This is a genomic window from Breoghania sp. JC706, assembly GCF_037026715.1.
Lineage (GTDB): Bacteria > Pseudomonadota > Alphaproteobacteria > Rhizobiales > Stappiaceae > Breoghania.
The window spans coordinates 344,033-370,355 of sequence record NZ_JBANCG010000004.1 but is presented as its reverse complement, the minus strand read 5'-3'; the positions used below and the strand labels follow the sequence as shown (position 1 = coordinate 370,355).

The window sequence follows — 26,323 nt, the reverse complement described above, 5'->3', positions numbered from 1 at the left end:
TGCCGAGACCCGACTCTCCCCCGAATTTTTGGAGCATTCCTGCCGTGTTCGATACCCTTCTGGCGTCCGCCGACGCCTCCGTTGCGATCCATGCCGTCGATGCCGACAGGCTGGCGCATGTTCTCACCCTTCTGCCGGCCGCCGCCGGTCGCTGGGTCGAGGCCAACGGCTACAAGGGGGCGCCCGGATCGGTCCTCATCATTCCGGATGCGGAAGGGGCTGCGGCCGCCGTGCTGTTCGGCGAGGCAGAGGGCGGCGATCCGCACGCCGCCGGTGCGCTCGCCACCGCGCTGCCGGCCGGCACGTACCGGCTGGAAGGCTTCGCCGATCCGCACATGGCCTGCCTCGCCTTCGCGCTCGGCTCCTACAGTTTCCGCGCCTATAAATCCGCCACTGCCGCCGAACGCCCCCGCCTCGTCGTGCCGGAGGGCTTCGACATGGTGGCGGCGAAGATCGAGCTGGAGGCCGTCGGCCTCGCACGCGATCTCATCAACACGCCGGCCAACGATTTCGGCCCCGAGGAACTGGCGGTGGCCGCGCGAAAGCTCGCCGAGCGGTTCGACGCCAGCTTCAAGGTCACCGTCGGCGAGGCGCTGCTTGAGCACAATTTCCCGATGATCCACGCGGTGGGCAAGGCGAGCACGCGGGCGCCCCGGCTCATCGATTTCTCCTGGGGCGATCTCTCCAACCCGCGCGTGACGCTGGTCGGCAAGGGCGTGTGCTTCGATACCGGCGGTCTCGACATCAAGCCGTCGAGCTCCATGCTCCTGATGAAGAAGGACATGGGCGGGGCGGCCAACGTTCTGGCGCTGGCGCTGATGATCATGGCCACCAACATGCCCGTGCGCCTGCGCGTGCTGATCCCGGCGGTGGAGAACTCCATTTCCGGCAACGCCTTCCGCCCGGGCGATATCCTGCCGAGCCGCAAGGGCATTTCGGTCGAGATCGGCAACACGGATGCCGAAGGCCGCCTGGTGCTGGGCGATGCGCTGGCGCTGGCGGATGAGGAAAGCCCCGATCTTGTCATCGACATGGCGACGCTGACGGGGGCGGCCCGCGTTGCGCTCGGGCCCGAGGTCATGCCCTTCTACACCGACGACGAGGCGTTTGCCGGCGCGGTGGCGGATGCGGCCGGCAAGGTCGCAGATCCGGTCTGGCGCATGCCGCTGTGGAAGCCCTATTCGAAGATGCTGGATTCCAAGGTCGCCGACATCAACCACGTCTCCACAGGCGGCTTTGCAGGCTCCATCACGGCCGCGCTGTTTCTCTCCCGTTTCGTGGAGAACGCGACGACCTGGGCGCATTTCGACATCTTCGGCTGGGTGCCGTCCGCGCGCCCCGGCCACCCGGAAGGGGGCGAGGCGCAGGCCATCCGCGCGCTCTTTTCCGCACTTCGGAAACGCTATCGCCCGTGACGAACGATTGACGAACGCTTGATGCCGTCTCCTTCGGCTTCTATACCGGAACCGAAATGATCAACGTCCGGCGCCCGATGCGGCGCCGGGCCGGGCGTCCATGGTGGCGGTCCGGCGTTTCGGAGGCAGGCACCCGCACCATGGCGATCGAGATCCGCGCAGGCCAGGCCCTGAAGCTCTGGCACGATGTGACGCTGGAGCTGGTGCATTTCGGCGAGCAGGACCTGACCGCGCGCCAGATGGCGATCCTGCTCACCGTGTATCTGGAGCCGCCGCCGCACACGGTGCGCGGGCTTGCCGCCAAGCTCGGCGTCACCAAGCCGGCGATCACCCGCGCGCTCGACACGATGGGCCGGATGAAGCTTCTCGACCGCCGCCGCGACGAGGCGGACCGGCGCAACGTCGTCATCCTGCGCACGGTTGACGGTGCGCTCTATCTTGAAAAACTGGCCGATGTGCTGGTCGAAAAGGCTGCGGAGGTCCGCGGATGACCGATTCCCAAAACGCCCCCGACAGGCGCATCACCCCGTGGCGGCCCGATCTTGCGGCCGCCCGCCTTGAGGGCATCCACGAAGCGCAGCGCTACGTCGAAGGCGAGCCCGCGCGCATCGTCCGCGCCATCGTCGCAATGCGCCCGGAACCTGCGCCCGACCGCTCGCTCGATACCGAGCTTCTTTTCGGCGAGGCCGTCACCGTCTACGAGCGGCGCGAGGGCTGGGCATGGGTGCAGAGCGCCACCGACAACTATGTCGGCTGGATCGCGGAAGACGCGCTTGGGGCCATCGATCCCGCGCCAACCCATCGGCTCGCCGAGCTTCGCAGCTTCCGCTATCCGGGGCCGGAACTGCGCGCCCCCGCACTTGACTGCCTGTCCATCGGATCGCACGTCACGGTCGTCGGCGAGGCGGTGACGCGTGGCACCCGCTATGCGCTTCTTGCCGACGGATCGGCCGTCATCGCCCGCCATCTGGTGCCTGAAGGAACCTTCGCGCCCGACTGGGTGGCAGTGGCGGAACGCTTTCTCGGCACGCCCTATCTGTGGGCGGGGCGTTCCAGCATCGGCCTCGACTGTTCCTCGCTGGTCCAGCTCGCGCTTGCCGAGGCCGGCATCGCGGCTCCCCGCGACAGCGATATGCAGGCGCGGGAACTGGGCACGGCCCTCGACATTTCCGCTGGCCTGCCGGCATTGCGGCGCGGCGATCTCGTCTTCTGGCGGGGGCATGTCGGCATCATGCGCGACGGCGAGACCCTGCTGCACGCCAACGGCCACACCATGACGACGGCGATGGAACCCTTGGCGGAAGCCGTCGCCCGCATCGCGGCGAGCGAATACGGCGCGGTGACGGCGGTCCGGCGGCTCTAGCGGGCTGGAGCGATTCATTGTTTGCGGAGCGTCCGGCGGCGGGTGCACCTCTCCCATGGGGAGAGGTCGGCGCGCATGCGCCGGGTGAGGGGATGAGAGCTCTCCGTATCCACGAAACTCAGACACCCGTCACCCCAACCCTCTCCCCATGGGAGAGGGGGCGGATACGGTTCCTTCCTGGAAAAGACGAAACGCGCCTCGGGTGGAGAATGCTCGCCGGGCAGCAGGCGCTCGCCGCTTCTCTCACCGCACGCCGACACGCAGGCCCGGGGCGGGGCGTTCGCGCAGGACCTGGCGGCGGAAGCGGAACAGCGCCGCCGGGCGGCCGCCGGTGCGCGTGGTGGTGGCACCCGTCGGTTCAACGAGTTCGGTCGTCTCCACCAGCCGGCGGAAGTTCTGCTTGTGCAGGTGACGGCCCGATATCGCTTCCACCGTGCGCTGAAGCTCGGTCAGCGTGAAGACGGCGGGCATCAGCTCGAAGATCACCGGCCGGTATTTCAGCTTGCCGCGAAGCCGGGTGATGGCGGTCGCCAGAATGCGGCGGTGGTCGTGCTGCATCTCGCGGCCGAGATAGGGCCGCGCATCGAGGCCCGGGCCGAGCGGCCGGCCGTCGCGCTCGGCCTCCGCCAGAAGGCCCGCCTCGTAGCACAGCTCGTAGCGCTCCAGCGCGCGTTCCTCGTCCCACAGGTTGCCGTCGCCGCCAAAGGACAGGCGCAGCCGGTCCTGACGGCGTTCCGCGCGCGCCGCATCGCCGTCCGCCTTCGGCGCCGCCGCCCAGGCGTCGAGCGCGGGCAGGATGGCATCGTCGAGCAGCGCCGGACGACCCTGACGCCAGTCCTCCCAGGGGAAATAGTCGTACCAAGGCCGCCAGCGCGCCCGGGCCCGCTCCAGCGCGATCTCGGATTCCGGGCTCTGCCGGGCCAGCGCCAGATAGCCGACGGAAACCACATGCGGTCCCTCATCGCCCGGCTGCGCATGCCGCCCCCGGTCGCCATAGGTGTAGAGCTGTTCGACATAGCCGAGCCGCAGCTCCGTCTGCTGCTCCACCCAGGCGCGAAGGCCAATCTCGAAGGTGCGGTGGTGCAGCGGATCAAAGGGGCCGAAGGGCAGCGATTCCGGTTCGCCCGGGGCCGTGCCGTCGATGGTCAGCACCAGCGGGGTCGGATGCGTCACGGCAACGATCACGGCATTGAGCCCGATCTCGATGGCGGGGGCTGCCGTGTCCATGCGCGTCGCTCCGTATCCGGTTCCCACCCTGCGCGGGAAGCGAACCTTTTCTAGTCGATTTACAGAGCGTTTTGAACCGCCGCCTTGAGCGCGCGGGATGCGGCAAGGTGCTGAGTTGCGCCACCTTTCCCGCCGAAGCATGCGCCGGCCCGGCACCGCGTGCCGTTCGCCCGATCTAGTCCAGAGCGAGTTCGAACGGCTCGCCCTCGAAGGCGTCGCGCCCCCGGCCGATGGCGCGGATCGCATCCACCATGCGGCCCTCGCGCCCGAGCAGCCGGTCGGCGAACATCACGAGGCGCGCGTTGGGCGTTGCCGAGGGCGAGGCCTCGCGCAGGGCGGCCGCGATGTCGGCCTCGTGACGCTCCGGCGACAGCGCGCAGGCGGTGATGTAGGCGGCGGCGGTGGAGCGCGAGATCCCTGCAAAGCAGTGGATCACCAGCGGCGCCTGCCGTTCCCATGCGCGAACGTAGTCGAGAAGCTCGCTGACATGGGCCTCGGCCGGCGGGGTCATGCCCTCGATCGGCTCCACGATGTCATTGAAGCCGAGGAAGAGATGGTCCTGCTCGGCGATCACCGCCGGGCGCGGCACGGGCGTGCCGGCGTTGATCAGCGTCACCAGATGGCGCGCGCCGGTGCGTTCGACGGTTTCGGCGAGTCTTGAGAGGGAACAGACGTAAAGCATGGTGTGAATGTCGGCGGTGCGGGTGGGGGATGCAAGCGGGAAAGTGGGGGAGGACCGGGATGCCAGACGAGAGCCTTTCCGACCCTCCCGGAATCGACCGTATTCGCCCCCTCTCCCATGGGGAGAGGTGACTATCCTTGCCAGCCTCGATCGAACTCGGAAACGATCTAGGTTGTGACCGTGGCTTCTTCCGCGAAACTCTTAAGCGTCCCGGACGCGACGCGAAGTGCCGCTTCGCAGATCCGGGATGACACCGGAGAGATGGAGAAGCCGACCACGGGGGCAACGGCGCGCGCAGCCAAGCTCCTCGATCAGGTCGACTGCCCCGATCAGATCAACAGTCTCGTCAGATCGACTGGTTGTAGGCGCCCACTTCCGGGTTCTCGCGCAGCACCGTGTCCACCGTCTTGAACATGGCGCGCATGCGCTCTTCGGAGACGGGGCTTTCCACCACCACGACGAGTTCCGGCTTGTTGGAGGAGGCGCGGACAAGGCCCCAGGTGCCGTCCTCGGCGACGACGCGGATGCCGTTCACCGTGATGAGGTCGGCAATCGGGTGGCCGTCGATCTTTTCGCCCTTCTCCTGCATGCCCTTGAACCGGGCGACGACCCTGTCGACCACGTCGTATTTCTTCTCGTCGTCGCAATGCGGCGCCATGGTCGGCGTGCCCCAGGTCTTGGGCAGGTCGTTCCTCAACTCCGACATGGACTTGTCCGGATTGCGGTCGAGCATGTCGAGAATGGCGAGCGCGGAGACGAAGCCGTCGTCGTAGCCGCGCCCGATGGGGGCATTGAAGAAATAGTGGCCGGACTTCTCGAAGCCGACCATGGCATCGAGCTCGTTCACCCGGCGCTTGATGTAGGAATGGCCGGTCTTCCAGTAGTCGGTCTTCGCGCCGTTCTCGATCAGCACCGGGTCGGTGAGGAACAGGCCCGTCGATTTCACGTCGACCACGAACTGTGCGCCGGGATTGAGCTTTGAGATGTCACGCGCCAGCATGACGCCGACCTTGTCGGCGAAGATCTCCTCGCCGGTGTCGTCGACGACGCCGCAGCGATCGCCGTCGCCGTCGAAGCCGAGGCCGACGGCCGCGCCCGTCTCGCGCACCGTGTCCGCGATGGCGTGCAGCATCTTCATGTCTTCAGGATTGGGATTGTAGCGCGGGAAGGAATGGTCGAGCTCGCAGTCGAGCGGCACCACGTCGGCACCGATGGCCGTGAGGATCCGTTCGGCGAAGGCGCCCGCCGTGCCGTTGCCGCAGGCCGCCACCACCTTGATCGGGTGCTTGAGTTTCGGCCGGTTGGTGAGATCGGCGATGTAGCGCTCGGGGAAATTCTCCACGAACCGATACGCGCCGTTGCCTTTCAGGTCGAAGGCGGCGGAAAGCACGATCTCCTTCAGCCGGCCCATCTCGTCAGGGCCGAAGGTGAGCGGGCGGGCCGCACCCATCTTCACGCCGGTCCAGCCGTTGTCGTTGTGCGAGGCGGTGACCATGGCGACGGCGGGGACGTCCAGCTCGAACTGGGCGAAATAGGTCATCGGCGTGGTCGCGAGGCCGATATCGTGCACCTTGACGCCGGCCGCCATCAGACCGGTGACGAGCGCCATCTTGATGGAAGCCGAATAGGAGCGGAAATCGTGGCCGGTGACGATTTCGGGCTTCACGCCCATCTCGTGGATCAGCGTGCCGAGCCCCATGCCCAGGGCCTGAACGCCCATCAGGTTGATTTCTTTCTCGAAAAGCCAGCGCGCGTCGTATTCGCGGAAGCCGGTCGCCTTGACCATCGGCGAGGATTCGTAGGCGTAGGTATTGGGCGTCAGCGCTGCTGCCGGCTTGGGAAACATGGAGGCTCCTGAAATCGCTCAATGCGTCTTTGACGAACGGTATAGGATGGTGCTGCGGCCAAAGGAAGGCGGCGCGCGCGTTGCATTGCGGGAAACGACGGGGGCGGCGATAGGTTCCGCGCCTGCCTGCGGCACGGGGTGCGGCTATTGCTGCATCACCAGTTCGCCGCCGCGCATCTCGACCGTTTTCAGCTTGCGCAGGAAGCTCATGCCGAGAAGGGCAGAGGACAGCGCGCCGCGCGGGGCGACCAGCGCCGGCACGTCGTAGACGCGGATGGTGTCGATGCGCACCTCGTCAAGCGTGACGGGCGCGCTTTTCTGGATGCCGTTGGCCGTGGATATCTCGATGGTGAAATCGGAATTCAAAGGCCGGATACCCAGCCGGGCCGCTTCCTCGTATGGCAGTGCGACAGCGGTCGCGCCGGTGTCGACCACGACATCGACGAAGCGGTTGTTGATGCGCGCGACCGTGGAGAAATGACCGCCTTTTCCCGCATCCAGAACCACGGTTCCGTAGCCAGTGGGCCGATAGGCGGGGCGCGGCGCGGCCTTCGCCGGAGCCTCCTTGCGCGAAAGGGCCTCCAGCCCCCAGGGCACCACGGTCGGCCCCGCGAGTGCCGCCGCGACGATAACCACCAGAATGAGGATGAACCGTTGCATCGCCCCGAAATCCGCCGTTTCCCGCACATGGATTGTGCCACGGCGAGTGTTAGCGGGGGGTGAAAAGCGACAAGGGGCCGGGCATCGTGGTTAGCGGTGCGTTAACGAGGCCGGTGCATGCTGACGCGGTTCGCTCTGCGACCGAGCAAGCGGCCCATCCTTCGAGATGCCGTCTTGCGACGGCTCCTCAGGATGACGTTATCGTGTTGTTATTTTAGTAAAACCATCAACCCACACAACGTCATCCTGAGGAGCCCGCGAAGCGGGCGTCTCGAAGGATGGGCCGCTCGCGACACGGACGGGAGAAAACCCTCCTGCCGGCCCGCCTGAAAATCGCCGCCTTGGCGCGGTCTGGCTTTTGCGCTGCCCTTGTGATCCCGCGTTGCCGTGGAGCCTCGCCTGATGCGAAACGTTCTTGCCGCCTTCTCGCTTTTCCTTCTGCTCGCCGGGTGCGCGGGCGGGCTGCCGGGGTTCGACGAAAAGGTCGAGCTGACGCAGGTGCCGGTTGACGAGCAGGCGGCTCTTGCCCGCATCAACGATTACCGCGCCGAGCACGGCCTGCCGCCGCTGACGATCTCGCCGGACGTCACCATAGCTGCGCAGGACATGGCGGATTACATTGCCAGGCGCGACAAGCGAAAGTCGCCGCTGCACAGCAAGAACGGGCTCTTCAAGCGCTTGAGCGAACACGGAATTCGCCACGACGCGGCAGCTGAAAATCTCGGCTACGGCTACCAGAGCTTCGAGGCCGCCTTCAAGGGCTGGCAGGGCTCGCCCGGCCACGACAAGAACCTGCTGAACCCTTACGTGACCCAGATGGGCATCGCCCGCACCACCCGGCCCGATGGCATGTGGCGCAATTTCTGGGCGCTGATCATGGTGCGGCCGGAGCGCTGAGAGGGCTTTCGAATCGTATTAATAGATTCGTCGAATCCGTCTCGAATTTCCCTCGCATTTCTCGCAAATCACAAAGCCCGTGCGAAAGCTCAGGCGGTCAGGTGCGCGAAGGCGGAAACGACGTCCTCGTAGACCCGTCGCTTGAACGGAATGATCAGCTCCGGCAACTCGGCCGCCCGCTCCCACCGCCACTCGGAGAATTCCGGCTTGTGGCCTTCGGGCGGGCGGATGACGTTGATCTCGTCCTCGTCGCCTTCGAAGCGGAAGGCGAACCAGCGCTGCGCCTGACCCTGATAGCGGCCCTTCCAGCTCTTCTGGGCGACCGCCCCGGGCAGGTCGTAGATGTACCAGCCCGGCGCCTCGGCCAGCAGGCTGACGGAGCGGACCGAGGTCTCCTCGTAGAGCTCGCGCCGGGCGGCGGAAAGCGGGTCCTCGCCGGCATCGATCCCGCCCTGCGGCATCTGCCAGCTGTGGGTGGCATCGACATGTTCCGGCCCGCCCTTGTAACGCTTGCCGACCCAGACCAGGCCGGCCGGATTGATCAGCATGACGCCGACGCAAGGGCGATAGTGGGGCGGGGGAAGAGCTGTCACGGCGGGGATCCTCGGGAAGACTGGATGCGCGCAACCTAGATCGTTTCACCGTTCGGCGGAAGCGGTTCGCGGGGATTTCGGCATGCGTCTCGATGGATGGGCGGCTTGCTTCCGGCTCGCAACGAATTGCACCGCAACGAGCCCTGGTGTGCGGAACCCGCGAGCTTGCGCGCTTCTCACGAATTGTCGCCGCGCACGCCTGCCGAAAGCGGCACCAGCAAGAGGCCGCGGGCCTCCAGGCTCTTGGCCCATTCGCTGATGCGGTCTATGGAGACGGGCAGGGCCGAGGCATAGCCGACGGCAAATCCCTTGGTGCGGGCCACCGCCTCCAGTTCCAGAAGCCGGGCGTCGATCTCGTCGCGCGAGGGGCTGCGGTCGAGCGACAGGTCCGCGCGCAGGAACGGTGTCCGGGTGGTGTTGGCGAGTGCGGAGGCGATGGAGCGCGAGGAAGAGCCGTCGTCCAGATACATCAGCCCGCGCTTGCCGACCTCTTCCAGCACCGGCTGCAGCGCCTCCGGCGTGGCGGTGAAGCGCCCGCCCATCTGGTTGACCACGCCGACATAGTTGGTGATGCGGCTCATCAGCCAGTGCAGGCGATCGATGTTCTGCTGGTAGGGCTGATCGACCAGAAGCGTGTGCGGGCCGGGGTCGTTGTCGGGATAGTCGAACGGCTCCAGCGGTATCTGAAGCAGCAGCTCGTGGCCGTCCTGCCGGGCGCGCGCCTGCCAGTCCTTGAGGTTGTCGCCGTACGGCGCGAAAGCCAGCGTCACGTCGGCGGGAAGCTTCTCCAGCGCCAGATTGGTGCCGGCCTCGCTCAGGCCCAGACCGCCGACGACGATGGCGATGCGGGCAACGCCGATGGTCTCGGCGTTGAAGGGCCGGGCATAGAAATCGAGCGCCCGCGCGCCGTTGTCGGCGACCTTGGGCAGAATGCCGTAGCGCCCGCCTTCGGAGATGCGGGCATCGGGCTCGACGGTGAGCGCCTGCGCCTCGCCGTCCACCGCCTTCAGGCCTGCATCGGCAGGGGGCAGCACCGGCTCGAACCGGGGGCCGTCGCCGGCCGTGGCCTGAGCTCCCGGCGCCAGGGGTTGCCCGTCCGCGCCCTCGCCGGGCCGGATACCGAGAACGGTGATGTCGCGGGCGGAAACGCCGCTGACGGAGGTCTTGTTGAGAGCGACGACGGCGGAGGGTTCGCCCCCGTAAGGATCGTCGACGACCGCGACCCACACGCCCACCGTGACGGTGATGACCGTGATGATCACGATACCGATCAGGCCGAGCGGAACGCGGAAGCGCCGCTTTCCGATGTCCAGACCCAGTGGGGCTGTCAGGTCGTCCCCGGCCATGATCCCTGTTCCGCCGCTTGTCCTTCACGCCATCGCACGGAAAAGCCCCCACCCGCCGCACTCTTCCGCGGCACCGTTCAGACGCACGATGGAATTAACCTACCGCAGTCATGGTTAACAATATCTGAGCATTCGCAACCCGGGATGGAGCCGGGAGCGGGAGCAGCCTATGCGCGCGTTGCCTTCCCGAAGGCAGCGCGTCGGGATGCACCATAGGCCGAAGTCGGGCCGGGTCCATCCCGTGTTTTGCGAAAGGGGGCGACGCGTAATGGGGGAGCGCCGGGGCGTGCCCTGGGGGTTTGGCCCGTCCTTCGAGACGCCATCCGCGACGGCTCCTCAGGATGACGTTATCGTGTTGTTATGAACACCAAACACAACGTCATCCTGAGTGTCTGGCCCGAAATGCTTGCGGCTTGCTCCTGACTGTCATCCCCGCGCAGGCGGGGATCCAGCACTCCGTGAGGGTAGCTGTTCAATCCCATAAGAAAATCTTGTGGTTACTGGATCCCCGCCTGCGCGGGGATGACAATGGTGCTAGTGGTTCTCTACAGGGACAAACGTCTATACTGCAGAACATACATATTATAATACCATTTTCGGGCCAGACACTGAGGAGGCGCGTCAGCGGGCGTCTCGAAGGATGGGGGCCAACCGCCTCCCGCGCCCGCGCAAAGAAAAAGGCCCGCACCATCTCCGATGCGGGCCCTGATTTTCTGTTCCTGCCTGCGGCTCAGTTCGGAACGCCGGCGGACGGATCCGGCGGGAAGGCCTTGTTGGCCTGGAGGCCGCGCAGCAGGTCGTAGGCGAAGTTCAGCTGCTTGTCGTCCTTCGGATCCTTCGGAACGTAGGCCTGGCTGCCGGTCTTCTCGGTGCCGTCGTCGGAGCCGAGGTGACCGCGCAGGGACGCCTCGCCGCGGGTTTCCACCTTGCCCTTCAGCTCGTCGGGAAGCTCCTGCTTCACTTCGATGTCGGGCGTGATGCCCTTGGCCTGGATCGAGGTGCCCGACGGCGTGTAGTAGCGCGCCGTGGTCAGCCGGATGGCGCCGTTGGGGCCGAGCGGAATGATGGTCTGCACCGATCCCTTGCCGAAGGACCGCGTACCGACGATGGTCGCGCGGCGGTGATCCTGCAGTGCGCCGGCGACGATCTCCGACGCCGATGCGGAGCCGCCATTGACCAGCACGATGACCGGCTTGCCGTGCGTCATGTCGCCGGAACGCGCGTTGTAGCGCTGGCTTTCCTCGGCGTTGCGGCCGCGGGTGGAGACGATCTCGCCGCGGTCGAGGAACGTGTCGGAAACCGCGATCGCCTGGTCGAGCAATCCACCGGGATTGTTGCGCAGGTCGACGACGAAGCCCTTGAGGTCCTTCTCCGGGATCTTCTTCTCGATATCGTCGATGGCGTCGCGCAGTCCGTCGAAGGTCTGCTCGTTGAACTGCGTGATGCGGATGTAGCCGACGTCCTTCTCCTCGTTCCAGCGCACGGAGCGGATCCGGATGATGTCGCGGGTGATCTTGATCTTCAGCGGCTCGTCCACGCCCTCGCGGCGCACGGTGATCTCCAGGTCGGTCTTGACCGGGCCGCGCATCTTCTCAACCGCCTCGTTGAGGGTGAGGCCCTGCACGCTCTCGCCGTCGAGTTCGGTGATGACGTCGCCCGCCAGCACGCCCGCGCGATAGGCCGGCGTGTCGTCGATCGGGGTGACGACCTTGACGAAGCCGTCCTCCATCGTGACCTCGATGCCGAGGCCACCGAATTCGCCGCGCGTCTGCACCTGCATGTCGCGGAAGCTCTTGGGCGACATGTAGGAGGAATGCGGGTCGAGCGAGGACAGCATGCCGTTGATCGCCGCCTCGATCAGCTTGTGATCGTCCGGCACCTCGACATAGTCGGCGCGGATCCGTTCGAAGACGTCTCCGAACAGATTGAGCTGCCGATAGGTGTCGGAAGCGGCCGCTTCGGCCTTGGAGCCGATCACGAACTCCGTCTGGGACAGGGTGACCACCGCCGCCGCGCCCATCAGCGCGCCGACAAGCATCAGCGAGGCTTTCCGTATCATCCGCGAACCTTTTCGTCTTCCGGCCGAGCCCACCAGGGCGAGGGGTCGATTGAGCTGCCGTCTTTTCGAAATTCTACATAAAGCACCGGCCGCGTCGAACCGAGGTCCAATGTGGCGGCACTTGCGAGTTGTGTCGATCCCATCGATCCGACGGGTTCTCCGGCCAAAACGAACTGACCGAGTTCCGCATCAATCTTGTCCATACCGGCAAGCAGGACATGATATCCGTCGCCTGCGTTCAGGATCAAGAGTTGGCCGTAACTGCGGAACGGCCCCGAATAGACGACCCAGCCGTCGCAGGGAGCGGTGACCCGGGCATCGTTGCGGGTCGCGATCGAAATCCCCTCGGCGGGCGTGCCGATGCTGTCCTCCTCGCCATAGGCGCGCAGCGTCGCGCCTGCAACCGGCAGGTGCAGCTTGCCCTTGGTATCGGCGAAGGCGACCGCCGGCGCAAGCCGGCCGGGATCAGCGAACGGATCGGAATTCTTCGGCTTGCCGGCGTTTTCCTTCGCCGCCTTCGCGGCGGCCTCGGCCGCCTTGCGCGATGATTCGATCTCGCTTTCCAGCGACGCGATGAGCCCCTTGAGCGAGGTCGCCTTCTTGGCGAGGGTCTGCGAGCGTGCGGTCTCCTCGGCGAGCTTGCGGCGCGATTCGTCGGCCTCCTCGCGCTTGGCCTTGATCAGCAGCTCGATGCGGGTCTTTTCCTCCGCAAGCCGCGAGCCGTCGCTTTTCAGCCGGTCGCGTTCGCTCGCGATGCTGCCCTCCAGCTTGGTGAGCTCGGCGAGATCGACGGAAAGCGCCTCCGCCTCGTCGTGGATGCCCGGCATCACCGCGTTGAGCAGCATGGCGGAACGCACGGCGCCCAGCGCATCCTTCGGCTTGACGGCGAGCGCGGGCGGCGGCCGGCGGCCGATGCGCTCCAGCGTCGCCAGCACCTCGGCCAGCACGTCGCGGCGCTCGTGCAGCGAGGCGCGAACGGTGTCGGCATTTTCGTGCAGTCGCAGGAGCCTCGCTTCCGTGGCGCTCAATTCTTCTTCCAGTGAATGGACGCGCTGGGCGGTGCGAAGAAGGTCCGCATTGAGCGCGTCGCGGTGGCGGTCGATCGTGTCGATCTGGTGCTTAAGTTCGCGCTGGCGGGTCTCGCTCAGCGTCATGTCCTCGGTCAGCGCGGCGAGTTCCTTCTCCCGCACGCGTTTGCGTTCCGCCGGATCGAGGGCGGAAAGATCCGCGCCCTGGTCCGTATCGCCGGTCTTGGCCCCGTCGCCCGCCTGCGGTGTCGCGGTTGCCGCGTCGGCGTTCCCCGAAGCTGCCTCCGCAGGAGCCGCAAGAGCCGGCGAAACCGCGCCGCCCATGATCGGGCCGGCGGCCAGGATTGCGCCCATGAGGAGCCCGCCGGCCAGCGCAAGCCCATGCGCGGCGCGCGCCGGGCCCGGCGCATCCTTCGATGTCCGCTCCGCCCGCCGGTTTGCGTTCCGCGTCGCATCGGCCGTCCGCGCCAATCGTGCGGCGATCACGTGCACCTCCGTTTCGATCCGAGCGCATCCCCTTGGCCGGCGGGAAGATCTCCCGGCCCCCAATGTCGAGGCGCCGTCTCGGCCCGGATCGCGCGATCTCGACAGGATCGCATGCGGAGCGTTAACGATCCGTCAACCATAAGCCGGCGGACATGCCCGAAGAACGCCACAGCGAGCGTCCGCCTTTCGATATCGCCGGATTGCGGCAACAAGCGGGCGCGGAGCGGCCGTTCCGGCCCGGGAAAAGTCCTTAAGGGTGTCACGGTATGGTGAGGCGGGGTCCGCCAGGGGAAGAGCCTCGGGATGCGCGGGCTTGAGCGCTTCCGGGCGTGCCGAACGGGCCTTTCCCGCACTGCGCGGGAATGACATCTCATGGGGGCGGATCTGGCGGACAATCTCGGCCGTTTCCGACCTTGACCGGCGTCCCGCCGCGATCTCGAACGCGCCCCGGCCGGCTCCGACAGACGCAGGCCAGCTCACGCGCGATGATAGGGGTGTCCGGCGAGGATGGAGATCGCGCGGTAGACCTGTTCGGCCATCAGGATGCGCACGATCTGGTGCGGCCAGGTCATCGGGCCGAAGGCGAGCGTCAGGTCGGCTGCCTCCAGCAGCGCGCGGCCGTGGCCGTCGGCGCCGCCGATGGCGAAGACCAGATGGGCCGCGCCGTCGTCGCGCCAGCGGCCGATGCGCTCGGCGAATTTCTCCGAACCCATCGTGCGCCCGCCCTCGTCGAGGGCAACCAGGATGCGCGGCGAGGGCAGGGCGGCGAGAAGGCTCGCGGCCTCGTCGTCCTTGCGATCGGCGGCGCGCTGGGCGCGTGATTCCGGCAGCTCCAGAAGATCCGGCCCGGCAAGGCCCAGTGCGCGGCCCGCCTTGCGGGCGCGCTCCAGGTATCGTTCCAGAAGCTCCCTGTCGGCGCCGGCCTTCATTCGGCCGATGCCGGCGATCGTCATGCGCATGACCGTTGCCTTTCGTGCCCCGGACAGGCGCAAGCACGGATAGCCGGCGGGCCGCAGGCCGGCCCGCCCCTTCAGTTCGCCTCATGCCGCCCGTCCTGCCGGCGAGGAAGCCGGCGGGACCGCGTCAGTTCGAATATTGCCGCGTCGTCTCCGTCTCGGCCGACCACATCTTCTCGATATTGTAGAAGCTGCGGACTTCCGGCCGGAAGAGATGGACCACGATGTCGCCCGCGTCGACGAGGACCCAGTCGCAATGCGGCAGGCCTTCCACGCGCGGCGCACCGAAGCCGGCATTCTTCAGATCGCGGACAAGATGATCGGTGATCGCGCCGACATGGCGGTGCGAACGCCCCGATGCGACGACCATGTAGTCGGCGATCGCGGTCTTGCCCTGGATGTCGATGGAAACGATGTCCTCGGCCTTGGAATCGGTCAGGCTCGCGAGGACGACAGGCAGCGGATCCGCAAATTCGCCGGTGCGGACGGCTGCAGGCTGAGGATCGGGCAACGCCGCGTCCTCACTTTTCAATGGCATGTTCAGGGGGTGGTGCCTTTCGACATGTTTACCGTTTCTCTCGTCCCGCGCGCTCATTCGCCGGGACGCTCACGCCACTTGGCGGCAGGTCGCATGCGCGGTGCCTGCCGGAGCGCAAGGAACGGTTGCAAACGCAAGGTCCTTGCGCTCAGGCTTTCAAGATAAGGCACGCGCGGGGTCAAATTCAAGGCTTGGCACACCCGCAGAACCACTCAAAGGCCTTCGGCGGGCACTCAAGGGCCTTCGGCTGGCCGGATCACAGGCGCTCACGGCGTCCGGGCGTCCCGCCGCCGCAGTTCGGTGGAAGAGGCCGGATCGCGCGGCGTGTGCAGGAAGGTCCAGGCCGGCGTCGGCCCGCCGGGCAGCGTCGCCGCATCGCGTTCCGGCACGCGGAAGCGGGCATAGGTGCGCGCGGCCGGCGCCGACAGGGCCGCCAGTTCCGCGCCCGGCCGGTCGACGATCGCCACCGGCACGGTGTCGATGATCGAGCGCCAGTTCTGCCAGCGGTGGAAGGTGGCGAGATTGTCCGCCCCCATCACCCAGACGAAATCGAGATCCGGCCGGCGCTGCCTGAGTGCCGCCATCGTCTGCGCTGAATAGGCCGTGCCGAGCCAGGCCTCCCAGGCCGTCACCGTGACGCGCGGATCGTCGGCGCAGGCGGCGGCCAGATGGACGCGGGTTTCCAGCGGCGCCAGTTCGGAGAGGTTTTTCAGCGGATTGCCGGGCGTCACCAGCCACCAGATGCGGTCGAGCTTCAGCCGGCGCATGGCGGTGCGCGAAACCAGCGCATGGCCGGAATGGGGCGGGTTGAACGAGCCGCCGAACAGGCCGACGCGCTGGCCGTAGCCGGCCGGCGGCAGCCGCATCCATTCCGGCGGGGTGCCGGTCCGCCAGCCTCCCTGGCCGGAAAGGAGATCGTCGCGCGGCGGAGGTGTCACGGGCGGGTCTGGCCGTCGCCGTGGACGCGGTACTTGAAGCTGGTGAGCTGTTCCAGCCCCACGGGGCCGCGCGCATGCATGCGCCCCGTCGCGATACCGATCTCCGCGCCGAACCCGAACTCGCCGCCGTCGGCGAACTGGGTGGAGGCATTGTGGAGCACGATGGCGGAATCGACCTCCGCCAGGAAGCGGTCGGCGGTCGTCTGGTTCTCCGTGATGATGCAGTCGGTGTGGTGCGAGCCGTGGGTCTCGATGTGATCGATGGCCTCGTCGAGCCCGTCGACGACCTTCACCGAGATGATGGCGTCGAGATATTCGGTCGTCCAGTCGGCCTCCGTCGCGGTTTCCGCCTCGGGCGCGAGCCTGCGCGTTTCCGCATCGCCCCGGATGGCGCAGCCGGCCGCCTTGAGCGCGTCGAGGAGCGGTTTCAGGTGCGTGGCGGCGCAGGCGCGGTCGATCAGCAGCGTTTCCGCAGCCCCGCAGATGCCGGTGCGCCGCATCTTGGAATTGACCACCAGCGTCACCGCCTTGGCAAGATCCGCCTCGCGATCGACGAAGATGTGCACCAGCCCTTCCAGATGCGCGAAGACGGGCACGCGCGCTTCCTGCTGCACGCGGGCGACGAGGCTCTTGCCGCCGCGCGGCACGATCACGTCGATATTGCCGTTGAGCCCGGCCAGCATGTGGCCGACGGCGGCGCGGTCGGTGGTGGGAACGAGCTGGATCGCGGCCTCCGGCAGACCTTCGGCGACAAGGCCGAGGCGGAGGCATTCGGCGATCGCCTGCGAGGTGCGGAAGGCGTCAGACCCGCCGCGCAGGATCGCCGCGTTGCCGGCCTTCAGGCACAGCGCGCCGGCATCCGCCGTCACGTTCGGCCGGCTTTCATAGATGACGCCGATGACGCCGAGCGGCGTCTTGACCCGCTCGATGTGAAGCCCGTTCGGCCGGTCCCAGGCCTCGGTGACGCGGCCGACGGGATCGGGCAGCGCCGCGATCGCCTCGATGCCGGCGGCCATCGCCTCCACCCGGGCCGCATCCAGCGTGCCGCGGTCGATGAAGGAGCCGGCGAGCGAACGGGCGCGCATGTCCTCCACATCGAGCGCGTTGGCGGCGAGGATCCGGTCGATATGGCTGCGGATGGTGGCGGCCATGGCCTTCAGCGCGGCGTTCTTGGCATCCGTTGGCGCGTTGGCGAGCCGGCGGGCGGCGGCGCGCGCCTCCACCCCGATCTGCAGCATCATCGTGCCGATGGAGCCCGTGTCACGGGCGACCGCCTGGTTCAGCATCGCTTTCATCCCTTCGGATCCGGCCGGATGTCTCGCGCCGGAGGCCTTCTTTCTATCCTATTCGGCGTCGCCGAGAACCATATCGTCGCGGTGGATCATCTCCGCCCGGCCCGAATAGCCCAATATGGATTCGATCTCCCGCGATTTGTGCCCGATGATGCGGACCGCGTCGTCGCAGTCGTAGGCGACCAGACCGCGGCCGATCTCCCGGCCCGCCGGATCCATGATACAGACCGTATCGCCGCGCTGGAAGCGACCCGACACGTCCGTCACGCCCGCCGGCAGCAGGCTCTTGCCCTTCCTGAGCGCCCGCTCCGCGCCCGCATCGACCACAACGATGCCGCTCGGCTTTAGCTGGCCGGCGATCCAGGTCTTGCGCGCGGTTGCCGGCGTCGAATGCGAGCGGAACCAGGTGCAGCGCCCGCCTTCGGAAATGGCACTGAGCGGATGGAGCCGTTTGCCGGACGCGATCACCATCGAGGTGCCGGCGCCGGTGGCGATCTTGCCGGCCTCGATCTTGGTCTTCATGCCGCCGCGCGACAGCTCCGAGCCCGGCGCGCCGGCCATCGCCTCGATTTCCGGCGTGATGCGCTCGACCACCGGAATGTGCTCGGCCAGCGGGTTTTCCGCCGGCGGCGCGGTGTAGAGGCCGTCGATGTCCGACAGCAGGACCAGGCAATCCGCGCTCACCATGGTGGCGACGCGGGCGGCGAGCCTGTCGTTGTCGCCGTAGCGGATTTCCGTGGTCGCGACCGTGTCGTTCTCGTTGATGACCGGCACCGCCTTCAGCTTCAACAGCGTGCCGATGGTGGCGCGCGCGTTGAGATAACGCCGGCGCTGCTCGGTGTCGCGAAGCGTCAGCAGCACCTGGCCCGCGGTCATGCCGCGGTGCGCGAACATTTCCTGATAGGCCTGGGCAAGCTCGATCTGGCCGACGGCCGCCGCCGCCTGGCTTTCCTCCAGCCTGAGCACGCCCGAGGGCAGGCCGAGCACCCCGCGCCCGAGCGCGATGGCGCCGGAGGAGACGACGATGATCTCGGTGCCGCGCTTGGACAGCCGGCAGAGATCGTCGGCGAGCGAGGCCAGCCAGTCGCGCTTCAGCTCGCCCTTCTCGACAAGCAGCGCCGAACCGATCTTGACGACGATACGGGAATGATCCTCAAGCGCGAGCATCAGGGGTGCCAACCTTCTTCGTTCTTTTTCGGCAGATTGTCCTCGGCCTCGCGGTCGAGCGTTTCGATGGCGCGCCGGATCATGCGCAGCGCCTCCGTCATGCCTTCGCCGGAGGCGGCAGACAGCAGGATCGGCTGCGTGCCGGTGGCCTGCGCCAGCTCCTTGAGCTTTTCCGCGCGCGTATCGGCGTCGAGCGCGTCGATCTTCGACAGTGCGACGATCTCCACCTTCTCGTCGAGCCCGGCGCCATAGGCCTCCAGTTCGCCCCGCACGACGCGGTAGGCTTCCGCCGGATCGTCCTGCGTCGCGTCGATCAGGTGCAGCAGCACGCGGGTACGCTCCACATGGCCGAGAAACCGGTCGCCGATGCCGACGCCCTCGTGCGCGCCCTCGATGAGGCCGGGAATGTCGGCCATGACGAATTCGCGCCCGTCGACGCCGACGACGCCGAGATTGGGGTGGAGCGTGGTGAAGGGATAATCCGCGATCTTGGGCTTGGCTTGAGAGACGGCGGCCAGAAACGTCGACTTGCCGGCATTGGGCAGGCCGACGAGACCGGCATCCGCGATCAGCTTCAGGCGCAGCCAGATCCACTTTTCCTGGCCCTCCAGGCCGGGATTGGCGCGGCGCGGAGCCTGGTTGACCGAGGTCTTGAAATGGGCGTTGCCGAAGCCGCCATTGCCGCCACGCAGCAGCAGCAGCTTCTGGCCGACCTGCGTCATGTCGGCGATCAGCGTCTCGTTGTCCTCTTCCAGGATCTCGGTGCCGACCGGGACCTTCAGCGTGATGTCGGGGCCTTTTGCGCCGGTGCGGTTCTTGCCCATGCCGTGGCCGCCGGTCTTGGCCTTGAAGTGCTGCTGGTAGCGGTAGTCGATGAGGGTGTTGAGGCCGTCGACGCATTCGACCCAAACATCGCCGCCGCGCCCGCCGTCGCCGCCGTCGGGTCCGCCATATTCGATGTATTTCTCGCGGCGGAAGGAGACCGATCCCGCCCCGCCATCGCCGGAGCGCACAAAGACCTTCGCCTGATCGAGGAATTTCATGGAACTGAACTCGGGTTTCGCGCGCGGTCATGCTGACATGCGGCGCTGGTTGCCGGGTGAATAGCCGATTTTGCTGCGGCCGCCAAATGCCCGATTGCGATTCGCGCGCCCGCGCCCGCCGTTTTCAGGCGGCGAGAGACGTCGGTCGGAAATCCCCGCGCGACAGGACCATGTCGACATGTTGCAAATCGCACATTTGCGGCTTGCAGAAAAGACGCGAAGTGCCGGTAATGGTGAAGCCGAGCTTGCGGTGAAGCCCGATGGAGGCGGCGTTTTCCGCAAAGGCGCCGGATCGGATGGTCTCAAAGCCGTAAGTTTCGAAGGCATGGGCGAGGACGTGGCTGACCGCCTCGCTCATCAGCCCGCACCGCCAGTGGGGCCGCGCAAGCCAGAACCCGATATCCGGGTCCCCCTTGAGACCGCGCATTTCCACGATGCCGATGAGGCCGCTCGCTTCTCGCGTGCGCAGCTCGAGCGCGAGCGGAAGGCTCTCCCCCGCCAGCATCTTTTCGCGCGTGCCGGCGATGAAGTCGTACGTCCCCTCAAGCGCGTGCGGCCAGGGGACGGACGCCAGCATGCGCGTGACTTCGAAGTCGGAAAGCGCGACATGGATAGTGCGCGCATCGCCCTCGACGGGCGGGCGAAGACGAAGTCGCGGCGTGAGCAATGTCACGTCGCGCCTGTCTTCGCACGCGGTCGCATGGTCGTGGCTCACAGGGTCGCTCTCCAGCCCTTGAGCGCTTCCCAGGTCTTGCGGTCGAGCCGGTAGGTTTCCACCGCGACGGCCGCGCCGCCATGGGCGAGCGAGCGCATCATGCCGCTTTCGGCATACTGGAAGCCGCACTTCTCGATGACCCGGCGGGACGCCGGATTGGTGAGCCGGCAGGAGGCGAGGATCGCCCGGTGGCCGGCAAAGGTGAAGGCATGGTCGATGACCGCCTGGGCGGCTTCCGTCGCATAGCCGTGGCCCCAGAAGGGTTCGCCGATCCAGTAGCCGAGCTCGGGCTCGCTGCCGTGGCCGGCGGGGCCGAACTGATAGCCGCAGGCGCCGATGATGCGGCCGGTCGCCTTCATGCGCACGGCGAAGGTGACCGTGCCGGGTTCCGGATTGCCGGTGCTCTGGATCCACTTGCGGGCATCGGCCAGGCCATAAGGGTGCGGCATGCGCGCAAGCATTTCCGCCACGCGGCGGTTGTTGGCGAGGAATACGATATCGGCGGCATCATCCATCGTCGGGCGGTCGAGCTTGAGGTGCTCGAGCGTCAGGACGGGACGAACCGCCGCCGACAAGCTGGGATCTTCGTACCTTTCGCCTTCCAAGAGGCTTTCGCTTTCCAGAACCATGACTTTCTCCGATCGGGCCCAAATCCTGTAGGCGGGCAAAAGAAAAGGGGAGATGGGTCTTGTCCCATCTCCCCTGATCTCAAATCGGTCACTTCAGACCGCCGGGTCGATGAGACGCCGGCAATCTGATGAAATCATATGCCGGGCTTATTCCGCTGCTTCCATCGTCGTCGTCGGGAGCACGGATACGTAGGTTCGGCCATTGGCTTTGGCGGCAAACGAAACGTGTCCCTCGACCTTGGCAAAAATCGTGTGATCCTTGCCCATGCCGACGTTCGTGCCCGGATGCCACTTGGTGCCGCGCTGACGCAGAATGATGTTGCCCGGAATGACGGCCTCGCCACCGAACTTCTTCACGCCGAGACGGCGACCGGCCGAATCGCGACCGTTACGGGACGAACCGCCTGCTTTCTTGTGAGCCATGACGTATCTCCTAAAACCTTGCCCGGGGCCTGCGGCGCTTCAAGCGCCCGCGGAATTCCGCTCTGTCCGCCCCGTCCTGTCCTTTGTCGCGACCGGCTTACTTGCCGGCGAGTTCCTTGGCCTGCTCGACCCAGTTGTCGCGCTCGAAGCGGCCCTTGATGCCGGCCTCTTCCTCGACGCGCGCCACATCCTCGGCCGTCATCGAAGCGATCTGCGCGTAGGTGGTGATCCCCGCCGCATTCAGCTTCTTCTCGATGGCCGGGCCGAGGCCCTGAAGCTTCTTCAGGTCGTCAGCGCCGGAAGTGGCTTCCGCCTTGGCGGCCGTCGTCTCGGAAGCGGTCGCCTCCGAAACGGTCTCGGCCTTGGCCGGCTTCTTCGCGGTCTTGGCCTTCGCCGAGGGCTTGGCGCCGCCGGTCAGGATCTCGGTGATCTTGACCAGCGTCACCTCCTGGCGGTGACCCTTCTTGCGGCGGTAGTTCTGGCGGCGCTTCTTCTTGAAGATGATGATCTTCCGGTTGCGCGCCTGTTCCACCACCTCGGCCGCCACGCAGGCGCCCTCGACAGTCGGCGTGCCGATCACCGTATCCGTCTCGCCACCGACCATGAGCACGGTGTCGAACATCACGGTATCGCCGGCCTCGCCGGAAATCTTCTCGACCTTCAGGAGGTCGTCCGCGGCAACGCGATACTGCTTGCCGCCCGTCTTGATCACAGCGAACATCGCTGACGTCCTTCATCACTTTGCCGCAGCGGCCTTGTCGTATGGCACGTCTTGCGGACCTTGTGCGCACCCTTCGGCGCCGCTGAAAGCGCGGACTTTGGGCGATGCCGCATCGCCGGACCTGACGGTACCGGGCGACGTCTTGTACATCTTGAGCCTCGGGCAGCGCGTTGGACGGGCAGAACCCGCCATTCGCGAAGCCTGCGCAATATACGGTTTCACCCCTTGGCGTCAACGCCCGATGCGAGAAATCTGCGCCTTTTGCCGCATTAAGCGAGCGCGGTGCGTTTTTGGTGCGACACGCCGGGGCGGGGCGTCCGGTTCCTGCGGTGCTTTCCCCTGGCGCTTCCCCTGACGCTTCGCGTGTCAGCGTGGAGCGGTCCTGCCTCGGTGCTCCGCTGTCCTCCATCTTGGCCGGCTTGCATTTTATACATGGAAAATTCGGCGGAATTCCGCGCCGCGCGATGGCTTTGCCGATCGGGTCCGACGCGATGTCTCCGGCGGGCCTTGCGCCATGGCGGACCCCTGTGTATGTTCCGCGCCGCCAGCCGACATGGCGGACCTTGCGGAGAGGTGCCGGAGTGGTCGAACGGGGCGGTCTCGAAAACCGTTGAGCGCGCAAGCGTTCCGAGGGTTCGAATCCCTCTCTCTCCGCCATTATTTCGCTCACGACAGTTTCACTTCGTTGGACGCCCCCGCCGGGGGCAGCCTTTCGCCCGGTTGTGCATGCGCTCTTGCCGTCGTTCGCTTGCGAGGCGACGCGCAAGGCCGGCAGATCCACGGCACAGCCCCCAATCATTCCCGAATCCGGCGAAGGGCGGCAACGCTCTTGATAAGCGGTCGTCTCGGGTCGGGCGGCGTTGCGTCGGTCCCCCTGTCGCGAGCAGGGCGCGCGTGGAAACCAGCCGACAGCCTTGCGACTGCCTGACGGGCCAAATCCAGCGTCCGGTACGCGACTTCGAGGCGTGCGGGGGCTTCCACAAAGCGGAAATGCCCGTCTCCCGCCCTACCCGTGGCGAGTTTCGGGTGGGAGACGTTATCGCCCCAACGACAATCGAAACGGTGCCGAGATGCGACGCCGGCGCTGTCGCGCGCCTGAAGGAGCCCGCCTTGCCTCCTTGCGGAGGCTGTCGGCTATTGCAGCCCGGTCTGCTGCAACAGGTCGCTCATGGTCTGGCGGAAACGATGGGCGACGGCGTCCGCGCGCAGGTGCCGCCCAGAGGCGACCTGTTGGCGCCCGTCGATCCACACTGCGTCGGGGCGCAGGCTTTCGGAGAAAATCCACGCATCGAGGACCCGATCGCCGGAAAGCCAGGGCTGCTCGGCCGTGTCGAAGGTGACGAAGGTCGCGGGCGCCCCGGCGACGAGATCGGTCGTTGCGGCCAGCGCCGCCTGACCACCTCTTTGTGCCTCCGCGAAGAGCACCCGCCCCGTCGAGCATCCCTGCCGGGCCACCACGCTGCGTTGATGACTGGCGAGGCGCTGGGAATATTCGAGCTGGCGAAGCTCGCTGGCGACACTGATCGATATGTTGGAATCGGTCCCGATGCCGAGATGGCCGCCGTTTTCCAACAGGGCGGCCGCCGGGAAGATGCCGTCGCCGAGATTGCCTTCCGTCACCGGACACAGGCCCACCGTCGCGCCGCTTTTCACGATGCCGTCCAACTCGTCCTCGTTGAGGTGGGTGGAATGGATCAGGCACCAGCGCTCGTCCACCGGCGCGTTCTCCAGAAGCCACTCCAGCGGGCGCTTGCCGCACCAGGAAAGACAGTCGGCGACCTCGCGCAGCTGTTCGGCCACATGCATGTGGATCGGCGCGTCTCCGGCCATGGCCACGACGGCGTGCAATTCCTCAGGTGTGACGGCGCGCAGGCTGTGAGGCGCGACGCCAACGCTCACGCCGAGAGCGGCGGCCGCGATCGCGCGGCATTGCGACAGCAGAGCCTCGAAACCGTCGAGATCGTTGATGAAACGGCGCTGGCCGTCGGTGGGCTCGAGCCCGCCGAAATTCGAATGGGCATAGAAGGAGGGCAGCAGTGTCAGGCCGATCCCCGCCTCGCCGGCCGCAGCCGCCAGCCGCTCCGCCATCTCGCCCCGGTTGGCGTAGGGGCGGCCGTCGCGGTCGTTGTGCAGGTAATGGAATTCGCCGACGCGGCAGAACCCAGCCTCCACCATCTCCACATAAAGCTGGGCGGCAACCGCTTCCATCTGGTCCGGGGTCATGGCGAGGGCGAAGCGGTACATCACGTCGCGCCAGGTCCAGAACGTGTCGGTCCCCTGACCGCGGATTTCCGCAAGCCCGGACATGGCGCGCTGAAAGGCATGGCTGTGGTGATTGCACATGCCCGGGACCAGGTGGTCGACGCGCTCATCCCCGCCCTGCGCGGCGACGCCCGCCGTGATCCCGGCGATCCGTCCGTCATCCAGTTGAAACCTGACATTCTCGGCCCAGCCGTCTTCGAGAAGGGCGGCTTTGGCGTGGATGGAATTCGATGACATTCTAATTCGGTCCGATCGTCTCTTGAAAACGTGCATGGGGCCGGCGGGCGAGGCGGCCGCGAGGAAATTCAGCCCGGTGCGCCGGCCGGGGTCAGCCGGCAAGCGTCGGCGCGACGGCCTCGATCCTGTGCAGGATCCCGGCAAGGCGCGTGCGCAGTCGCTCCGCCTTGACCTCGTCATAGGCGAAGGGCGCGGCCTCGCTCGTCAGATAGGCCGACTGGGCGATTTCGAGCTGGATGGCGTGAACGCCGTCTTGCGGGCGGCCATAGTGGCGCGTCGTCCAGCCACCGCGGAAGCGGCCGTTCAGCACCTGGGTAAAGCCGTCGTCGCTCGCCTCGGTGGCGGCCGCCTCGATTTCCGCCGCGCAGGTGCGCCCGCCGTCGGTGCCGAAATTGAGATCGGGCAGCTGTCCCTCAAACAGGAACGGCAGATGCGAGCGGATCGAGTGGCAGTCGAACAGGATCGCCACGCCGTGGATCGCCTTGACGCGGGCGATCTCCGCCTCGATCGCGGCATGGTAGGGCCGGTGGAAGGCCGCAAGGCGCGCCGCGATGTCGGCCTCGCTCGGCTCCGCGCCATCGCGCCAGATCGGGCGGTTCTCGAAATCGGTTTGCGGAATGAGGCCCGTGGTGTTCTGCCCCGGATAGAGGCTGACGCCGGAGGGATCGCGGTTGGCGTCGATCACGTAGCGCGAGAAGGTCGCACGCACGGTGGTGGGGTCGGCCAGCAGACCGTCGTAGAGACGGTGGATGTGCCAGTCCGTGTCCTCCAGCGTGGCACCTCTCTCGTTGAGGCGGGAGGCGATATCGTCCGGCACATGGGTCCCGGTGTGGGGAAGGCCGAGGATGACCGGCGATGTTCCCTGCCGAACTTCGAAAGGGGCGGTCTCGTGCGTCTGGCTGGTCATGGAGCAGATCCTGTATTTGAAGAGCGGCGCATGCGGCCCAGGGAGGGCCGGATGCGATGGGCGGCAGCGATGGCGAGGAACGCGCTTTCGCCGGCTCAGCCCGGCGACAGGATCGACTGAAGGAAGCTCTGCGTGCGCGGGTGCCTGGGGTTGGAGAAGATCTCCTCCGGCGTGCCGTGTTCGATGACGGTGCCGTCCATCACCAGCACCTCGTCAGCGACATCGCGCGCAAAGCCCATCTCGTGGGTAACGACGATCATCGTCATGCCCTCGCTGGCAAGCGCCTTCATCACCTGCAGCACCTCGCCGACGAGTTCGGGATCGAGCGCCGAGGTGGGCTCGTCGAACAACATCACGCGCGGCTCCATGGCGAGCGCGCGGGCGATGGCGACGCGCTGCTTCTGGCCGCCGGAAAGCTGGGCGGGATAGGCATCGGCGCGGTTCTCCAGGCCGACCTTGGCAAGCTGGCGGCGGGCCAGAGCCTCCGCGTCCGCCTTGCCCATGCCGCGCAGCTTGCGCGGTCCGACCGCGACATTGTCGAGGACGCAGAGATGCGGGAACAGGTTGAACGACTGGAACACCATGCCGACGTGCATGCGCAGCGCATTGAGTTCCTTGTCGGGCAACATCTTGCCGTCGGTGACGATGTCCTTGTCGCAGATGGTGATGGAGCCTTCCTGCGGAACTTCCAGGCAGTTGCAGCAGCGCAGCAGCGTGCTCTTGCCCGATCCCGAGGGGCCGATGATGACGACCACCTGCGACGGCATCACGGTGAGCGAAATGTCGTGCAGAACGCGCACGCTGCCGAACGACTTGCCGAGGTCGCGGATTTCCAGGATGGGCTTTTCGGAAGACGTCATGCCGGTCTGGCTCCCGTCTTTGTTGATCATGTC

The 26,323-nt window shown here is 66.7% G+C and carries 25 protein-coding genes and 1 tRNA gene; 5 read left to right on the top strand and 21 right to left on the bottom strand.

All coding sequences use genetic code 11. From position 1 onward, the window contains the following. Window positions 1-86: 86 nt before the first annotated feature. The 3 genes from V2L18_RS10195 to V2L18_RS10185 all read left to right on the top strand — a co-directional run bounded on the left by V2L18_RS10195 (window position 87) and on the right by V2L18_RS10185 (window position 2,778). A complete protein-coding gene (locus tag V2L18_RS10195; RefSeq protein ID WP_336178289.1) occupies window positions 87-1,415 on the top strand; it encodes a leucyl aminopeptidase family protein in 1,329 nt (442 codons plus the stop codon). 140 nt (window positions 1,416-1,555) lie between these two features. Beyond that, entirely contained in the window at window positions 1,556-1,906 is a 351-nt protein-coding gene (locus V2L18_RS10190; RefSeq protein WP_336178288.1) for a MarR family winged helix-turn-helix transcriptional regulator, read from the top strand. Then, a complete protein-coding gene (locus V2L18_RS10185; RefSeq protein ID WP_336178119.1) occupies window positions 1,903-2,778 on the top strand; it encodes an NlpC/P60 family protein in 876 nt (291 codons plus the stop codon). Before V2L18_RS10190 ends, V2L18_RS10185 begins: the two co-directional genes overlap by 4 nt. 243 nt (window positions 2,779-3,021) lie before the next feature. Here the strand turns inward: V2L18_RS10185 and V2L18_RS10180 are convergent, their stop codons facing one another. The 4 genes from V2L18_RS10180 to V2L18_RS10165 form a co-directional block, all read right to left on the bottom strand. Then, complete coding sequence (locus V2L18_RS10180; protein ID WP_336178118.1) at window positions 3,022-4,005, bottom strand: NAD regulator; 984 nt, start codon at window positions 4,003-4,005, stop codon at window positions 3,022-3,024. A gap of 175 nt (window positions 4,006-4,180) precedes the next feature. Beyond that, entirely contained in the window at window positions 4,181-4,687 is a 507-nt protein-coding gene (locus V2L18_RS10175; protein ID WP_336178117.1) for a tyrosine phosphatase family protein, read from the bottom strand. Between the two features lie 346 nt (window positions 4,688-5,033). Next, window positions 5,034-6,533, bottom strand: a complete 1,500-nt coding sequence (locus tag V2L18_RS10170) for a phosphomannomutase/phosphoglucomutase (RefSeq protein WP_336178116.1) — start codon at window positions 6,531-6,533, stop codon at window positions 5,034-5,036. 144 nt (window positions 6,534-6,677) lie between these two features. After that, window positions 6,678-7,193 carry a TIGR02281 family clan AA aspartic protease gene (locus V2L18_RS10165; RefSeq protein ID WP_336178115.1) on the bottom strand — a complete coding sequence of 172 codons (516 nt, stop codon included), beginning with the start codon at window positions 7,191-7,193 and terminating at the stop codon, window positions 6,678-6,680. 402 nt (window positions 7,194-7,595) lie between these two features. Here V2L18_RS10165 and V2L18_RS10160 point away from each other — a divergent pair, with 402 nt between their 5' ends. Then, window positions 7,596-8,090: a CAP domain-containing protein gene (locus tag V2L18_RS10160; protein WP_336178114.1), complete on the top strand. Its 495-nt coding sequence runs from the start codon at window positions 7,596-7,598 to the stop codon at window positions 8,088-8,090. An 89-nt stretch (window positions 8,091-8,179) separates the two neighbouring features. Here V2L18_RS10160 and V2L18_RS10155 read toward each other — a convergent pair whose 3' ends face one another. From V2L18_RS10155 to V2L18_RS10090, 14 genes are all read right to left on the bottom strand, one after another. Beyond that, window positions 8,180-8,638 carry an RNA pyrophosphohydrolase gene (locus tag V2L18_RS10155; RefSeq protein ID WP_336178287.1) on the bottom strand — a complete coding sequence of 153 codons (459 nt, stop codon included), beginning with the start codon at window positions 8,636-8,638 and terminating at the stop codon, window positions 8,180-8,182. 221 nt (window positions 8,639-8,859) lie between these two features. Next, window positions 8,860-10,029 (bottom strand): divergent polysaccharide deacetylase family protein, encoded by a 1,170-nt coding sequence (locus V2L18_RS10150; protein ID WP_336178113.1) that lies wholly within the window; start codon window positions 10,027-10,029, stop codon window positions 8,860-8,862. Window positions 10,030-10,759: 730 nt separating this feature from the next. Then, complete coding sequence (locus V2L18_RS10145; RefSeq protein WP_336178112.1) at window positions 10,760-12,088, bottom strand: S41 family peptidase; 1,329 nt, start codon at window positions 12,086-12,088, stop codon at window positions 10,760-10,762. Next, window positions 12,085-13,602 carry a peptidoglycan DD-metalloendopeptidase family protein gene (locus tag V2L18_RS10140; RefSeq protein WP_336178111.1) on the bottom strand — a complete coding sequence of 506 codons (1,518 nt, stop codon included), beginning with the start codon at window positions 13,600-13,602 and terminating at the stop codon, window positions 12,085-12,087. The genes V2L18_RS10145 and V2L18_RS10140 overlap by 4 nt, the downstream gene beginning before the upstream one ends. A 476-nt stretch (window positions 13,603-14,078) precedes the next feature. Then, window positions 14,079-14,561, bottom strand: a complete 483-nt coding sequence (gene rlmH / locus V2L18_RS10135; RefSeq protein ID WP_336178110.1) for a 23S rRNA (pseudouridine(1915)-N(3))-methyltransferase RlmH — start codon at window positions 14,559-14,561, stop codon at window positions 14,079-14,081. 124 nt (window positions 14,562-14,685) lie between these two features. Then, complete coding sequence (rsfS, locus tag V2L18_RS10130; RefSeq protein WP_336178109.1) at window positions 14,686-15,069, bottom strand: ribosome silencing factor; 384 nt, start codon at window positions 15,067-15,069, stop codon at window positions 14,686-14,688. A 293-nt stretch (window positions 15,070-15,362) separates the two neighbouring features. After that, entirely contained in the window at window positions 15,363-16,034 is a 672-nt protein-coding gene (locus tag V2L18_RS10125; protein ID WP_336178108.1) for a nicotinate-nucleotide adenylyltransferase, read from the bottom strand. Continuing rightward, entirely contained in the window at window positions 16,031-17,320 is a 1,290-nt protein-coding gene (locus V2L18_RS10120) for a glutamate-5-semialdehyde dehydrogenase (RefSeq protein ID WP_336178286.1), read from the bottom strand. Before V2L18_RS10120 ends, V2L18_RS10125 begins: the two co-directional genes overlap by 4 nt. Before the next feature lie 57 nt (window positions 17,321-17,377). Continuing rightward, entirely contained in the window at window positions 17,378-18,496 is a 1,119-nt protein-coding gene (gene proB / locus V2L18_RS10115) for a glutamate 5-kinase (RefSeq protein WP_336178285.1), read from the bottom strand. Beyond that, window positions 18,493-19,536 carry a GTPase ObgE gene (gene obgE, locus V2L18_RS10110; RefSeq protein WP_336178107.1) on the bottom strand — a complete coding sequence of 348 codons (1,044 nt, stop codon included), beginning with the start codon at window positions 19,534-19,536 and terminating at the stop codon, window positions 18,493-18,495. Before obgE ends, proB begins: the two co-directional genes overlap by 4 nt. A gap of 124 nt (window positions 19,537-19,660) precedes the next feature. Then, window positions 19,661-20,251 (bottom strand): GNAT family N-acetyltransferase, encoded by a 591-nt coding sequence (locus V2L18_RS10105; RefSeq protein ID WP_336178106.1) that lies wholly within the window; start codon window positions 20,249-20,251, stop codon window positions 19,661-19,663. Beyond that, entirely contained in the window at window positions 20,248-20,880 is a 633-nt protein-coding gene (locus V2L18_RS10100) for a GNAT family N-acetyltransferase (RefSeq protein WP_336178105.1), read from the bottom strand. The genes V2L18_RS10105 and V2L18_RS10100 overlap by 4 nt, the downstream gene beginning before the upstream one ends. A gap of 147 nt (window positions 20,881-21,027) precedes the next feature. Then, complete coding sequence (gene rpmA, locus V2L18_RS10095; RefSeq protein ID WP_336178104.1) at window positions 21,028-21,303, bottom strand: 50S ribosomal protein L27; 276 nt, start codon at window positions 21,301-21,303, stop codon at window positions 21,028-21,030. A 97-nt stretch (window positions 21,304-21,400) separates the two neighbouring features. Then, complete coding sequence (locus V2L18_RS10090) at window positions 21,401-22,024, bottom strand: 50S ribosomal protein L21 (RefSeq protein WP_336178103.1); 624 nt, start codon at window positions 22,022-22,024, stop codon at window positions 21,401-21,403. 567 nt (window positions 22,025-22,591) lie between these two features. Between V2L18_RS10090 and V2L18_RS10085 the strand changes: the two genes are divergently transcribed. Then, a tRNA-Ser gene (locus V2L18_RS10085) sits at window positions 22,592-22,681 on the top strand. Between the two features lie 477 nt (window positions 22,682-23,158). Here the strand turns inward: V2L18_RS10085 and V2L18_RS10080 are convergent. The 3 genes from V2L18_RS10080 to V2L18_RS10070 all read right to left on the bottom strand — a co-directional run bounded on the left by V2L18_RS10080 (window position 23,159) and on the right by V2L18_RS10070 (window position 26,290). Beyond that, window positions 23,159-24,523 (bottom strand): formimidoylglutamate deiminase, encoded by a 1,365-nt coding sequence (locus tag V2L18_RS10080; protein WP_336178102.1) that lies wholly within the window; start codon window positions 24,521-24,523, stop codon window positions 23,159-23,161. 91 nt (window positions 24,524-24,614) lie between these two features. Beyond that, the gene (hutG, locus tag V2L18_RS10075) at window positions 24,615-25,430 is read right to left on the bottom strand and encodes an N-formylglutamate deformylase (protein WP_336178101.1); all 816 of its coding nucleotides are present in this window, start codon (window positions 25,428-25,430) and stop codon (window positions 24,615-24,617) included. Between the two features lie 95 nt (window positions 25,431-25,525). After that, on the bottom strand, window positions 25,526-26,290 hold the full coding sequence (locus tag V2L18_RS10070) for an amino acid ABC transporter ATP-binding protein (RefSeq protein ID WP_336178284.1): 765 nt from the start codon (window positions 26,288-26,290) through the stop codon (window positions 25,526-25,528). Between the last annotated feature and the right edge of the window lie 33 nt (window positions 26,291-26,323).

Bases quoted from the DNA above. Each gene is read 5' to 3' on its own strand.
- V2L18_RS10185 (WP_336178119.1), top strand. From the start codon at position 1,903: ATGACCGATTCCCAAAACGCCCCCGACAGGCGCATCACCCCGTGGCGG.
- V2L18_RS10100 (WP_336178105.1), bottom strand. From the start codon at position 20,880: ATGGTTCTGGAAAGCGAAAGCCTCTTGGAAGGCGAAAGGTACGAAGAT.
- hutG (WP_336178101.1), bottom strand. From the start codon at position 25,430: ATGACCAGCCAGACGCACGAGACCGCCCCTTTCGAAGTTCGGCAGGGA.
- V2L18_RS10120 (WP_336178286.1), bottom strand. From the start codon at position 17,320: ATGCTGAACCAGGCGGTCGCCCGTGACACGGGCTCCATCGGCACGATG.
- V2L18_RS10155 (WP_336178287.1), bottom strand. From the start codon at position 8,638: ATGCTGATCAATCCGGCCGGCCTGGTCTGGGTCGGCAAGCGTTACAAG.
- obgE (WP_336178107.1), bottom strand. From the start codon at position 19,536: ATGAAATTCCTCGATCAGGCGAAGGTCTTTGTGCGCTCCGGCGATGGC.
- rpmA (WP_336178104.1), bottom strand. From the start codon at position 21,303: ATGGCTCACAAGAAAGCAGGCGGTTCGTCCCGTAACGGTCGCGATTCG.
- V2L18_RS10170 (WP_336178116.1), bottom strand. From the start codon at position 6,533: ATGTTTCCCAAGCCGGCAGCAGCGCTGACGCCCAATACCTACGCCTAC.
- V2L18_RS10190 (WP_336178288.1), top strand. From the start codon at position 1,556: ATGGCGATCGAGATCCGCGCAGGCCAGGCCCTGAAGCTCTGGCACGAT.
- V2L18_RS10090 (WP_336178103.1), bottom strand. From the start codon at position 22,024: ATGTTCGCTGTGATCAAGACGGGCGGCAAGCAGTATCGCGTTGCCGCG.
- V2L18_RS10175 (WP_336178117.1), bottom strand. From the start codon at position 4,687: ATGCTTTACGTCTGTTCCCTCTCAAGACTCGCCGAAACCGTCGAACGC.
- V2L18_RS10150 (WP_336178113.1), bottom strand. From the start codon at position 10,029: ATGGCCGGGGACGACCTGACAGCCCCACTGGGTCTGGACATCGGAAAG.
- V2L18_RS10145 (WP_336178112.1), bottom strand. From the start codon at position 12,088: ATGATACGGAAAGCCTCGCTGATGCTTGTCGGCGCGCTGATGGGCGCG.
- V2L18_RS10165 (WP_336178115.1), bottom strand. From the start codon at position 7,193: ATGCAACGGTTCATCCTCATTCTGGTGGTTATCGTCGCGGCGGCACTC.
- V2L18_RS10180 (WP_336178118.1), bottom strand. From the start codon at position 4,005: ATGGACACGGCAGCCCCCGCCATCGAGATCGGGCTCAATGCCGTGATC.
- V2L18_RS10080 (WP_336178102.1), bottom strand. From the start codon at position 24,523: ATGTCATCGAATTCCATCCACGCCAAAGCCGCCCTTCTCGAAGACGGC.
- rlmH (WP_336178110.1), bottom strand. From the start codon at position 14,561: ATGCGCATGACGATCGCCGGCATCGGCCGAATGAAGGCCGGCGCCGAC.
- V2L18_RS10160 (WP_336178114.1), top strand. From the start codon at position 7,596: ATGCGAAACGTTCTTGCCGCCTTCTCGCTTTTCCTTCTGCTCGCCGGG.
- V2L18_RS10070 (WP_336178284.1), bottom strand. From the start codon at position 26,290: ATGACGTCTTCCGAAAAGCCCATCCTGGAAATCCGCGACCTCGGCAAG.